This is a genomic window from Enterococcus sp. AZ091, from assembly GCF_051714805.1.
In the GTDB taxonomy this organism is placed as follows: Bacteria; Bacillota; Bacilli; order Lactobacillales; family Enterococcaceae; genus Enterococcus_D; species Enterococcus_D gallinarum.
In genome coordinates this window covers 603,591-616,397 of the sequence record NZ_JBIOSO010000002.1, presented here as the reverse complement: position 1 = coordinate 616,397, position 12,807 = coordinate 603,591, and the positions used below count along the sequence as shown (strand labels likewise).

Annotated in this window: 13 protein-coding genes and 1 riboswitch; of the genes, 1 reads left to right on the top strand and 12 read right to left on the bottom strand. The window is 41.5% G+C overall.

All coding sequences use genetic code 11. The annotated features are described in order from the left end of the window. Positions 1-5 precede the first annotated feature (5 nt). From IGJ28_RS15335 to IGJ28_RS15320, 4 genes are all read right to left on the bottom strand, one after another. Entirely contained in the window at positions 6-1,190 is a 1,185-nt protein-coding gene (locus IGJ28_RS15335) for a glycoside hydrolase family 3 N-terminal domain-containing protein (RefSeq protein ID WP_103299491.1), read from the bottom strand. Positions 1,191-1,342: 152 nt separating this feature from the next. Then, positions 1,343-1,873: a folate family ECF transporter S component gene (locus IGJ28_RS15330; RefSeq protein WP_029486579.1), complete on the bottom strand. Its 531-nt coding sequence runs from the start codon at positions 1,871-1,873 to the stop codon at positions 1,343-1,345. A gap of 26 nt (positions 1,874-1,899) precedes the next feature. Continuing rightward, positions 1,900-1,998, bottom strand: a riboswitch (THF riboswitch). A gap of 182 nt (positions 1,999-2,180) precedes the next feature. Further along, complete coding sequence (locus IGJ28_RS15325) at positions 2,181-2,363, bottom strand: hypothetical protein (RefSeq protein WP_003125992.1); 183 nt, start codon at positions 2,361-2,363, stop codon at positions 2,181-2,183. Positions 2,364-2,383: 20 nt separating this feature from the next. Further along, positions 2,384-3,607 (bottom strand): MFS transporter, encoded by a 1,224-nt coding sequence (locus IGJ28_RS15320; protein WP_103299824.1) that lies wholly within the window; start codon positions 3,605-3,607, stop codon positions 2,384-2,386. A gap of 258 nt (positions 3,608-3,865) precedes the next feature. Here IGJ28_RS15320 and IGJ28_RS15315 point away from each other — a divergent pair, with 258 nt between their 5' ends. Beyond that, positions 3,866-4,522, top strand: a complete 657-nt coding sequence (locus IGJ28_RS15315) for a Crp/Fnr family transcriptional regulator (protein ID WP_003125990.1) — start codon at positions 3,866-3,868, stop codon at positions 4,520-4,522. Between the two features lie 68 nt (positions 4,523-4,590). On the opposite strand, the gene IGJ28_RS15310 is transcribed toward IGJ28_RS15315, so the two are convergent. The 8 genes from IGJ28_RS15310 to IGJ28_RS15275 form a co-directional block, all read right to left on the bottom strand. Then, entirely contained in the window at positions 4,591-4,983 is a 393-nt protein-coding gene (locus tag IGJ28_RS15310; protein WP_252711468.1) for an OsmC family protein, read from the bottom strand. Continuing rightward, complete coding sequence (locus tag IGJ28_RS15305; protein WP_103299487.1) at positions 4,973-5,869, bottom strand: ATP-binding cassette domain-containing protein; 897 nt, start codon at positions 5,867-5,869, stop codon at positions 4,973-4,975. Before IGJ28_RS15305 ends, IGJ28_RS15310 begins: the two co-directional genes overlap by 11 nt. Continuing rightward, complete coding sequence (locus IGJ28_RS15300) at positions 5,866-6,738, bottom strand: ABC transporter ATP-binding protein (RefSeq protein ID WP_252711469.1); 873 nt, start codon at positions 6,736-6,738, stop codon at positions 5,866-5,868. Before IGJ28_RS15300 ends, IGJ28_RS15305 begins: the two co-directional genes overlap by 4 nt. A 5-nt stretch (positions 6,739-6,743) precedes the next feature. Further along, positions 6,744-7,574 carry an ABC transporter permease gene (locus tag IGJ28_RS15295; protein WP_003125985.1) on the bottom strand — a complete coding sequence of 277 codons (831 nt, stop codon included), beginning with the start codon at positions 7,572-7,574 and terminating at the stop codon, positions 6,744-6,746. Continuing rightward, positions 7,571-8,533, bottom strand: a complete 963-nt coding sequence (locus tag IGJ28_RS15290; protein ID WP_005470889.1) for an ABC transporter permease — start codon at positions 8,531-8,533, stop codon at positions 7,571-7,573. The genes IGJ28_RS15295 and IGJ28_RS15290 overlap by 4 nt, the downstream gene beginning before the upstream one ends. A 310-nt stretch (positions 8,534-8,843) precedes the next feature. Further along, positions 8,844-10,424, bottom strand: a complete 1,581-nt coding sequence (locus IGJ28_RS15285; RefSeq protein ID WP_438845474.1) for an ABC transporter substrate-binding protein — start codon at positions 10,422-10,424, stop codon at positions 8,844-8,846. A gap of 15 nt (positions 10,425-10,439) precedes the next feature. Further along, on the bottom strand, positions 10,440-11,255 hold the full coding sequence (locus tag IGJ28_RS15280) for a MetQ/NlpA family ABC transporter substrate-binding protein (protein WP_103299481.1): 816 nt from the start codon (positions 11,253-11,255) through the stop codon (positions 10,440-10,442). A 266-nt stretch (positions 11,256-11,521) separates the two neighbouring features. Next, entirely contained in the window at positions 11,522-12,613 is a 1,092-nt protein-coding gene (locus tag IGJ28_RS15275) for an aminotransferase class I/II-fold pyridoxal phosphate-dependent enzyme (protein ID WP_252711470.1), read from the bottom strand. Positions 12,614-12,807 lie beyond the last annotated feature (194 nt).

The following is a 12,807-nucleotide window of genomic DNA, read 5'->3' as shown; positions in this document are numbered from 1 at the left end:
TTTCTTTAATTGATTAACCCAATGGAAGCTTTCCATTCAAGCACTCGTTTGACGGAAGCATCGATGGCTGCTTCCGGATAATTACCACTTCTGACAGCATCCACAATCACTGGGATCTGTTGCTGATAGGTAGATGACATCACTAAATCGTTCCCTGCTTCTAATGCTCTCAGCCCTGCTTCTGATTGAGAAATAAAGTCAGCTAGACCCGCCATATCCATGTCATCCGTCATGATTACTCCTTTGAACCCCAGCTGCTTCCTCAATAATTCATGGACAGGCTTCGAGATAGAGGCTGGTGCGCTGTCATCAATACTTGTGACAATATTATGTGAGACTAAAATACTGTCAGCTCCTGCTTTGATCCCGGCTTCAAAAGGTAAGAAATCATTCGTTTCCAACTCTTCTAACGGACGATCATCGGTAACGATCTCTACATGTGAATCACGGTTATTGCCGTAACCCGGAAAATGCTTCAATGTCGAACCAATCCGATTCTCTTTTAAAACGGCAATGTTTCTACGAACAAATTCACTGGTTCCTGCTGCATCTAAACCTATGGTCCGATCATAGATAAATGAATTAGGGTCAGTGGATACATCGGCGACCGGAAACAGACCGGTAGAAATGCCATATTCGTGGAAAATAGCTGCCTTTTGAGCAGTATCTTCTTCAATTGCTTGCCAGCCCCCTTGTTGGTAAAGTTGCTGAGGGGATAAAAATGGTGTTTGTACCAATGCAGGGTTGCGACTGATTCGAGTGACAGTTCCCCCTTCTTCGTCCATTCCGATCAGCAAAGGTATGGAACTGGCTTGCTGATAATCAGCAATCTTTTGCTTCAACGTCTCAGCTGTCTCATTCTCCGTATCACGTCCGAATAAGACATAGCCGCCTAAATGATAGGTTTGTATATCTTCGACTTGATTGATTTCAGGCACTCGTACAAAAAATAGTTGCCCGACTTTTTCTTCTAGACTCATTTGGTCAATCCGCTTATCAATCGTCGTTTCCTCCTCAGTTGATTGTTCGGGAATACTCGACTCGGTACTTAGAGAACTTGTTGACGTTGTTTGTGAAGCGTTTGTCGGTTCTTCCCCATTTGACTGTTGGTCCATCAGCCACTTCATTCCTCCTATAATGAGCAACAGAAGCAAAATAAAGCCACCCATAAGGATTCCTTTTTTATTCATAAATTCCTCCAGTTCATCAATTCCTCGTCTTGTTTTACATCAGCCTATTTTAGCATGCCTTTTAAGGTAAAAAAAGCGAACACGACACACTTAAGTGTACTGTTCGCTTTAATGGATGTTTGTTTTTTATTCTTTTTTTTTTGCTAAAATGATTAGGTAAAACGCCGAGTCAAGCGTTTATAAGGCACTGCGCGCCCAACAAAGTAGATCAAAACTGTCTGAATAGGAAACATGATAACAGCTTTCATCAATCGAGCCGACCAAATTGCCCAGCTTGTTAATGGAATATTCAGCATCATTGCCAACCAGATCGGTGTCAAAATCAATGTGATCAGAAGGGTATTCAGCAAGACCACTGTTGCTGCCCGTTTCCAAGTTACTTCCTTTCTATAAAAAAAGTAACCGTAGATCAACCCACCTACGAATGCATTGATCGTAAATCCGAAGAAATAAGCGGATTTAGGGAATAAAATCATTCCTGCTATATCAGCGACCGAAGCCCCTACAGCAGTCCAGAATGGCCCAAAAAGCATCCCCATAATCAACTCAGGAACAAAAGTGAAGGTGAGTTTCAAATAGGCTGTTTCAAACCCCAAGATTTGCGACAAGACCACCATCAGGGCAATCAAAAGCCCCATGACCGCGATCATGTGTGCGTCGACTTTTCTTTTCATAACGAGCATCTCCTTTTAGAGCTGCTACAAATTCATGCAGCGAATGCGAAAATAAAACCGCGAACGAATCGTTCTTCGTCCAAAAGGCAACATCCCATCCTTTCGGCACTTAACGCTTTATTTCCTACTCTGATTTATTTAGGTATCTCTACCCAGACAAACTATAGCACAGATTCTAGTGGTCTTCAATTTTAGTCCCTTTAATGACAGCTGTTTTTTAAGAATCGTTCGTTTTTTTGCCGTATCTTGGGCAAAAATTAAGGCAGAGCAGTAGTGAAACCCAATACTACTGCTCTGCCACTTTGATTAACGTTGATCAGCCAATGATATTATCGTTGATCAACACACGCTTGATGTTTTTCAATTCGTGAGCAATCTCAACTTGCTCGATCGTCAAACGTTGATTTACTTCTTCCATCGAATGGATTTCTTTGTTCAATTCATTGACATTGTTTACCAAATTTTTCAGTGCTTCTAAAATCAATTGATTGCTGTCCATTATTCCTACACTCCTTGTCTTTATTCTTCTCTCGAACGTTCTGAAATAGCGGCGCTTTCGACGACTTTTTTGGTTTTATAAAAGAATTTGTACAGTACAATAACAACGACTGGAATCACTCCGCAAATGATATAGATTTGAGAATAATTAAACATCCCGTTTAAGCTACCTAATGCATAAGGACCGACACCTAATCCTAAGTCTAGACCAATGAAATAAGTAGAAAGTGCAACACCGATCCGATGAGAATCGACTTCTTTTAGACATACGGCTTGTCCATTAGACATGAATGTACCATAGCCAAGTCCAACAAAACAGCCAGAAATCAACAGCATCAAGCTATTGCCTGTAATACTCAACAAGAACAATCCTAATGTCAAGAAGATAAAACTTGGATACATCACTGCATCTGCACCACGACGATCAAACAAGCGACCTGTCATTGGTCGAGTGAAGGTTACGGATAATGCATAAACAACAAAGAAGAATGCGCCTGCGGTTTCTAGGCCAAGATTTCCGGCATAAATAGAAAGGAAACCTAATACACTGGAATAAGACAACCCAATCAAAAAGGCCAGACCTGAAATAAACAAGACTTTTGGCTCAACAAAACTGCTGAATGACCATTTCTTTAGTTCTGCTCGGTGTTCTGGTGTTAAGGAAATATTTTTCACTGGGAAAGCGAAACAAGCAATGGCTGTTACTATCGAAAGAGCAGTTGCTAATAGGATAATAAAATCAAAACCAAAAGAGGGTAACAGCAGCATTCCGATAAATGGACCGACAGCAGCTGCTAAACTCGTGCTTAATCCATAGTAGTTGATTCCTTCTCCATGTTTTGAAGAGGGGATGTACGCCGTAACAATTGCATTTGCCGCTGTAGACACTGCTCCATAGGCGAAACCATTCAAGAAACGGACACCATCCAAAATCATGATATTCGATGAAATCAAATAAGCCGCCGTAGTTATGACATAAAAAATCATTCCCCAACGTAAGATGGCTTTTCGTCCAACTAGCTCCAATACCTTACCAATATACAAGCGGGCAATCAATGTTCCTATAATATAGATCCCTGCTGCAAACCCAGCTTGTGCAGCGGAAGCCCCTAATTCTTGCGTAGCAAACTTTGCCGTGATGACGACAAAACAATAATAGACCAGAAAAACAATAAAATTAATCAATGTAATAGTAATAAAACCTTTGTTCCATAGTTTTTCTGTTTGTTGCTCCTGTTCTGACATGTTGTGTTTTGCTCCTTTTTTATTGTTTCTTTGTTTCATCATCCTCTTTCTCAGATGACAGGTCTAACTATACCTGATATTTCAAGAGCGCAAATTCGCTTTTGTTGCTGAAAAAACGCAAAAACATAATACATTAACATTTGTTATTGCTTTTTGAGTTAGAATGTTCTTTAATTAAAAAAGAATATTCACCCAGATTTGGCGAATGTGACTGTTCATTGAAAAGGAAACACTATAGGAATAAGAGGAGTGCTTTGTTTGGTAAAACAGCTATTAATGGACTATTTAGAACAAAATAATATTCCAGTAGTCATACGTAAAAAAAGAAGTTATTTGACGTATGAAGGAATCCCTGATCGTTATGTCTATATTTTGAAAAAAGGGATCATCAAGACAAGTGTCGTCACTCATGAGGGGCGTGAATTCAATTTGCGCTATATGAATGATTTCGATATTGTTTCTCTTTTTAAAGATGAATCTTCACAAGAAGTCGAAGCGCCCTTCAATGTGCGTGTCGAGTCAGAAGAAGCCGAATTATATAAGATCGTGCGCGATCAATTCTGGACAGATGTCAATCAAAATCGGGCGTTACAAGATTATGTCAAAGAGTACTATCGCAAAAATCTAATGTACTCCATGAAAAAAATGCAGCAAATGCTGATGAATGGCAAATTTGGTGCGGTCTGTACACAATTGAATGAATTATACGAAACCTTTGGGGTACCAGTGGGTGAAGGAACCTTGATTGATTTTGAGGTAACCAATGAGGAAATCGCCCGCTTTTGCGGTATCACTTCAGCAAGTAGTGTCAATCGAATGATGCAGCGGTTGAGAGAAAGCGGTGCTATCAAGACTCAAGACCGGAAACTATTGGTTTTAGATATCGGGTCAATTCGCGAAAATATTATTTATTAAAAAAGGCAGCTAGTCGAATTTCTTTTGACTAGCTGCCTTTTTGTTTAACGTGTTTTGTGTTGTTTGAATTAAATGAAATGAACTGTTTCTGCTACCGTGATCGTTGGCTCTAATGATTGGATGACTGGACAATTCGGAGAAACGAGTTTGAGACAGCGAATGGCTTTTTCTTGATATTCCGCTGAAATCCGCGCATAAAAATCGATCTGGATCGAAGAGATCGGCTCTGCTTTCTTCGTAGAATCTCTCGTATAACTGACTTCGATTTTTTCAATCTCAGCAGGCACATGAGAATTTTCCAAAACAGAAGTATACACATAACCGCCACAAGCTGCGGCTGCAGTTACAAGTATCTGAACCGGTGAGTATCCTAGTTCTCGAGCCAAGACCCAGTTGCCATTTTGCTGTGGTAATTCTAATTTATCTTTTCCTTGAACCAGTGTTAAGGTTTCAACTGTCATTTTTTTCTCTCCTTACATAATGTTCTTTTTCTACTTCTATCCATTCAAAAAGAGGACTTAAAGTGATCGTTTCTTGGATGTCTTTCTGATCCATTGCTGCTCGAGCCAGAATTGGATCAGCGATTGGTGCTGCTGCCAATAGTTTCTTTGTATAAGGATGCTGAGGGCTTTCAAAGAGTCGTTTTGTTGGCGCCAATTCAACCAATTTTCCTTGATACATGACTGCGGTGCGGTCACTGATATGACGGATCACGGACAAATCATGGGAAATAAATAAATAGGACAATGAAAATTCTTTTTGCAGCTTTAGAAGTAATTGAATGATCTGCGCTTGAATCGACACATCTAATGCAGAAGTTGGTTCATCACACAAGACAAAGGCTGGTCGATTAACGACTGCTCGAGCAATCCCGATCCGTTGACGTTGTCCACCACTGAAATTCCGAGGAAATTTATGGATGTCCTCTCCTTTGATTCCAACGATCGCAAGTATCTCTTTAGCCTTTGCTCGTGCAGCGTCTTTCGTTTCTTTCAGTAAAGGCTCCATCACTAACTCCAAAGCAGTCATTCGTGGATTCAACGCAGAATAAGGATCTTGAAAAATTACTTGCATCTGCTGATAGCGTTTCTTTTGTTCCTCTGGTGACAAACTTGCCAGCTCTTGTCCCTCAAAAAAGACTTTGCCTGCAGATAAAGTTTCCAGATTCAAAATACTACGGCCTAATGTTGTTTTACCACTGCCTGATTCTCCTACAAGGCCTAGAGTTTCGCCCCGATGGATCGTCAAACTAACATTCTCTACTGCGCGCACTTCTGTCACTACCCCACGCCAGTTTTTGCTTCGAAACGTTTTGCTGGCCTCTTCGACTCGTATCAATTCCTTCAATTGCTTGCCCCTCCTTCCCAAACACGATGCGTCTCAGAGATTTCCTGAACGTGTAACACATCAGGAAGTTCTTCCTGATAGTCAAAGACAACTGTTTCTTCTTTATCCCCTAAGTGGGCGGCCTCGAGCAGTTGCTTCGTATAGAGATGCTGAGGTTGATAGAAAATTTCTTCAGTAGTTCCTTCCTCTACCACTCTTCCTTGGTACATCACCTTGATAAAATCACACATGCCAGCGACAACCCCAAAATCATGGGTCACCAGAACGACCGAAAGGTTCTCTGCTCGCTGCAATTGCTTGATCAATGCCAAGATCTGAGCTTGAATCGTTACATCTAATGCAGTCGTTGGTTCATCTGCAATCAGCAACTTCGGCTGTGCCAACAGTGCCATAGCGATCATGACCCGCTGCCGCATCCCCCCTGATAATTCATGGGGATACTGCTTCATCCGCTGTTCAGGAAGGGGGATCCCTACCTTGTTCAACTCTGCAATGGCAATTGTTTGCGCAGCTTTTTTTGACATTTTCTGATGTCTGCGAATGACTTCAATCAAGTGATACCCGATGGTTCGCAAAGGGTTCAATGATGTCATTGGATCTTGAAAAATCATGGCTAGCGGTAATTTGCTGCGATCAACAACTGGTTGGCCTTCAAAAACAAACGAGTCAAAGGAGTCGGAGATATTTTCTGGTAAGATCCCCATCACGCTTTTCATCGTCATACTCTTGCCACTGCCTGATTCACCGACGATCCCCACGACTTGTCCTTTAGGAATGACTAGGTCGATTTCTTTCAGCAGCTGCTGATTTCCTTGTTTTCTATGAAAAAACACATTTAAGTTTTTCACCGTCAGTAATGGCTCTGTCATGCTTGCTACACCTCCCGCTGCAAGACACGTTTGATCATGTCCCCCAGATTATTAAATGAATAGATGGTAAAGATCACGAATAAGCCGGGCAGAATTGCCATATAAGGGGCTCGTTGCAAACTGCTTTGGGCATTTTGCAGCAAACTCCCCCAAGAAGCCATTGGCTGTTGGATTCCCATTCCCAAAAAACTCAACGCAGATTCTGTCATGATCGCTCCTGAGATGCTGGCAGAAGCTGCCACGATCAGCGTAGGTAAAACTGCTGGAAAAATATGGCGGAAAATAATACTAAAGGATGTCCGACCAATAAACTTACCATAGACAACATATTCTCTTTCTTTCGCAGCAAGTGTTTCTCCCCGAATCAGACGAGCGATATTCATCCACGAAAAGCCGCCAATTACAATAATGATCGTCGTCAATCCCGGACGCAGAAAGACACTTAAAACAATCACTAATACCAACCAAGGAATGGAAGACAAGACATCAACAAGACGCATCAAAAGACTGTCCACCCAACCACCAAAGTATCCAGCAGCTAAACCGACCATCGTGCCGATCAATGTCGCTGTAATCATCGCTAGTACTCCCACTAATAACGAGACCCGACCGCCGTAGACAACTCGAATGAAATAGTCTCGTCCAACTTCATCCGTTCCGAACAGATGGGCCCAGCTAGGTGCTTGGGACATATTGCTGACATCCGTCGCATTCGGATCGATTGGAATCAAAGGTGCCGCTAATGACAACAAAATCAGCAACGTCAAAAAGATAAAAGAAAAGGCGTAAACTGGAGAAGAGAAAATCGCCTTTCTGATTTTCTTCAATCGTTTCATGAACGATTCCCTCCTTTACGTATTCTTGGATCAACAATCGAATAAAGAACATCCGCCAATAGATTGCCTAAAATAACTAAGGTCGCTGACAGCAACATGATTGCCATGATCACGGGATAGTCCAAACTTTTCGTAGCACTCATCAAATAAGGACCGACCCCTGGCCAGCCATAGATGGTTTCTGTAATGATTGCTCCTGTGACCAGCATTGGCAGTGCCAAACCAATTTGCGTCACGATCGGGATCAACACATTGCGACTGATATGACGGCTAAAAATCTGCCATTTCGTAGCGTGAAATGCCTGCTGTACAACGACATAATCTTCTGATACTTGTTGCGTAGCTGAGGCGCGAATGTACCGAGTTAATTCTGGGAAAAAAGCGACCGTCAGTGTTGCATAAGGCAAAATAAAATGTTGCAGAAAATCGTTGAAATCTCCTTCTTTTCCAACAGTATACATCCCAATGATAGGAAACAGATTCAGCCGATACCCAAAAAGATAAATCAAAATCATTGCAAACCAGAATGTAGGCACCGCGATTCCTAAAGAAGCAATACCGTCGATCAGACGATCCCATACTTTTCCCTTGTTTGCTGCCGCCAACAGTCCGAGTAAAATTGCTAACAACAATGCAGTCAGATACGCTGGCAGAACCAGTCGAATCGTATTAGGGATTCTGACCGCTAATTCTTGAGCGATACTGTTCTGGGATACTAATGAAAATCCCAAGTTCCCTGTAAGGATGTTTTTGATCCATAGAAAGTATTGCACTAGAAATGGTTGATCCAATCCATAGCGTTGCCGCAACAGATCAATTTGCTCTTGTGTCATATTTGGCGTTGTGATTGAATCGATCACATCATAAGGTGCGATATGAATCAGTGAAAAAACGATGAATGAAATAACGAATAGCAGAGGAATAGCCTGCAATACTCGCTTCATAATATATCGGAACATGGTTTCCCTTCTTTCTCTCAAAAAAAATCATGACAGAAGGCAGCTAGACAGATAACAAATCGCATGCACCAGAGGAGCAAGAACCTAAGTATTTCATCCAACTGATATCCGAAGAAACTTGAGATGGCTCCTGTCATACAAGAGCGGTTGTACCTTCAGCGTCTACCTCTATCTCAACCATTTCAGGCATTTTCATCTGGATGTTACTTAGGGCACAGCCCAACTTCTTGGTGCAGATCCGCCAACTTTAAAGAAGGCGAATCCGTCTATGTTTTCCGTCTTTCTTTGACTTCTGTCACAACCATTCATGTTACTTGATCGTCAATTTTGACATATCTTCAAATGTGTAGATTGGAATCAAGCCAGCTTCTTCTACATTGGCAATGCGATTGTTGACGGCTAAAATCTTTTTATTATCTACGATAGGATAGATTCGAGCATCATCGGCAATGGCTTGTTGCAGCTGGTCATATAACTCTTTCCGTTTTGTTTCATCTAACTCAACCGCTGCTTTAGCAAACAAATCATCGGTAGTTTTGTTCTGTGTTTGGAAATAATTTGAGCTGCCATCCGTTTTGAAAAGCATACCATAAAGATCTGGGTCATTTCCCATGATATAGCCGCCTAAAAATAAATTGTATTTTGTCGAACCGGCTTTTTTCAATTCTGTAAAGATCGCTGTTCCATCGCCGCCTTCCAATGAAACGTTGATACCTGCTTGCTGTAATTGTTGTTGAATCAATGTTGCCTGAATCGTTTGTGCAGGATCCGTTGAAGTAAATGCTAGATTCAGTTGGAGATTGGATACACCCGCTTCTTGCAAAAGTTCTTTGGCTTTTTCCACATTTGTTTCATATTTTTCCACGTCTTCGGTCGCGTAAGGATTGTTCGGTGGCAAGAAAGAATATGGCGTATCATAATATTCATCACTCAAATACGCTGCCTGATTCATTTCATTTTTGTTCAAAGCATAAAGAACCGCTTGTCTTACTTTGACATCTTTGAGGGCATCAGAATGAGTATTCAATCCTAGATAACCAACCCGATTTTCAGTATACGGATATACTGAGATCATTGATTCATCCAAATCTTCAATATCAGAAGGCAAGACAACTGCCGCATCTACTTCGCCTTTTTGTAAAGCGACTTTAGCCGTATCAGTACTTTCAATGATCCGCAACGTCACATTTTTGATTGCTGCTTCGCCGCCGTAATAGTTTTCATTGGCTTCAAAAGTAAAATATTCGCCGCGCTTGTATTCCTTTAATTTGTAAGGCCCTGTTCCTACGGGGGTTTCAGGCAATTCGCTAACAGAAAAATCAGTCACATCTTTATAAATATGTTCAGGAATGATATACGTTTCAGTTGCGATATTATTTAATGCTGCTGCACTTGCAGAAGGTAACACAAACTTCACTGTATAATCATCAACTTTTTCAATGCTGACCGGTTTTCCATCTACCCATAACGCATCTGCATTGCCGTTTTCTTTTTTCACTTTTTGTTCATAAGTAAAAACAACATCCTCTGCGGTAAAGGCTTCGCCATCTGACCATTTCACATCTTTTTTCAAATGAACCGTCAAGGACAAGCCATCCTCAGCTGGCTCAACGGAATCTGCTAGTGCATTTTGGGTTGTTCCATCCGCTTCAACAATCACTAAAGGAGAATAGATCATGTTAGTGACAGTCAGCCCCCAACGGTCACTCGTATTGATTGGATTCGTTGACGTTGGATCACCGCTGATCGCATAAGTGAACGTGTCTTTATCTCCTGCTTGAGTTGAAGTTTTTGTTGTTGAATCTTGTGTACTGGATGAGGAGCACGCAGCTAAGAATAAACCTATACTGATAATCGCTGTCCCAATCAATCTTTTTTTCCAATTTTTCATCGTTCTCCTACTTTCTTACCATACAGGTATACTTGATTTTTTTGTTACTTTATCAATGATTTCTTTGACTTCATCTGTTTGATAATACTCAATGATCGTCTGATACGTCTGATTTTCTTTTTCCTCCGCTCGGGCCGCGATCACATTGTAATAAGGTTTGGACGAATCTGCGACAGGCTCTAAGAAAATCGCATCTTCTGTTGGCACAAATCCGGCATCAACAGCCATCCCATTGTTAATCAATGAAATATCGACATCCGTTATTGCTCGCGCGGTCTGATTGGCATCCAGCAACTTGAACGTCAGCTGCTTCGGGTTATCGGTGATATCATTCGTCGTTGGCAACAGACCTTTTGATTGATCCAATGTGATCACCCCGGCCGTCTGCAGCAACAATAATGCGCGGCTCTCATTTGAAACGTCATTTGGTAACGCGACAGTAGCACCATCAGCCAATTCAGCAATGTCTTTGATTTTGTCTGAATAAATCCCCAGTGGATTGAGTGTGGTATAAGCAATCGTTGTATTGGAATATCCGCTTTCCTGATTGACATTATCCATAAAAATCTCTGTCAAGGCTGCGTGCAGATCAATCGAACCGTCCTCTAGTGCCAGGATGGGCTGACGATAATCAGTAAATTTAACGAGCTGTAGATTGATTTGCTCTTTTTCCAACAATTGTTCCTGAACATATTCCCAAGCTTCATTTTGCTCTCCAACAACCCCAAGCTTTACTGTAGTTGCCTCTGAGGCAGGTTTGCTGCAGCCTGCCAAAGCAAAAACCAATACGCCTAAAAATACGCTAACCCATTTTTTCCAGCTTATTTTCATTTTTTTCTTCCCCTTTTTCCCCCTTTGAGCGAAGCCTACAGAAGCAACGATCCCTTTCTTGTGATTGTCGCAAATAGACGCAATGACTGGATAGAATACTTAGTACTTAACTACAACTTTACATTTTCTGCTGTAGTCAGTTGATCATCGGACTAACTATTCATATGTAGTGTAACTTTATCTTATACACCAAAAACTGTCAATAAAGAAACTCTAGTAAAGCCTTGCGCTATATCTTTCTATAGTACTCGCAAAAAGGGGTTTTTTTAGATGTAAGACAATGCCTGCGTAAGATCCGCAATCAAGTCCTGACTATTCTCGATCCCAATAGAGAGCCGCAAGAGATCCGGCGTCAAACCATAGGACTCCCGTAACTCTTTAGGGATATCTGCATGTGTCTGCGTCGTAGGATAAGTGATGAGACTTTCAACTCCGCCCAAACTTTCAGCAAATGTAAAAATTGAGAGTTCCTTCAAAAATGAACGGACTTTCACTGCCTCCTTTAACCGAAGACTGATCATACCTCCTACACCAGGATACAGTACGTCTTTGATTGCTGGTTGGCGTTTTAAAAACGCAGCGATTTCTTTTGCGTTTTGCTCTTGTCTTTCAAACCGTAACGGCAACGTTTTTAAACTGCGAATGAACAACCAACAGTCGAAGCTGCTTAAAGTTGGGCCAGTGGTATTGGCAAGATAGGTCAAGCGTTCACCAAGGGAGACTTCTTTTGCAATGATCACACCAGCCAAAATATCATTGTGACCTGTCAGGAACTTGGTCCCAGAATGAAGAACGAGGTCTGCGCCTAGTTCCAACGGTTTTTGTCTCAATGGTGTCAAAAAAGTATTGTCAACGATGAGTAAAGCATTGACTTGATGCGCGATCTCGGCGACCGCAGACACATCGATTTCTGTCATCAATGGATTTGTCGGAGTTTCTAAAAAGACCGCCGCAATCGTTGAACTGATTTGTTCTTCAAGTTCGTTTAGCGTATTGAAATAATGAAAATAAGCAATCTGGCGCGCTTGTAACTCTTCAAAAAAACGATAACTACCCCCATATAAATCTCTTGATACGAGAAATTCACTACCGCTTGGGAAAAGTTCAAAAATCAATGCGATCGCACTCATACCTGAGCTCGTGACGATTCCTCGAGCGCCATTTTCTAAGGTAGCCAGTCCGGATTCTAATAGCTCTCTCGTCGGGTTTTTGGTACGTGTATAATCATAACCGGTACTTTGACCTAATTCAGGATGCGCATAGGTGGTAGAGAGATAGATTGGTGCACTGACAGCTCCCGTCACTTGATCCGAACGATTGCCTAGTTGTGCTAAAAAAGTCGTCATATCAACAGTCATAATCGTATTTTCCTTTCTTTGTTTAGTGTGCTCAATGAAGCGGGATAAAGTCGTTGTCGCAAGATTCTGACGATAGTAGTGAAACTAGTTGCCTTAACTGTCAAATTGTTCGTTGATGAGTAGAATGAAGCAATCATAGCCTTTTGTGAAACAATGAAGCAAAATGAGCTGTTTTGATCATTCGCTGTGGAAAA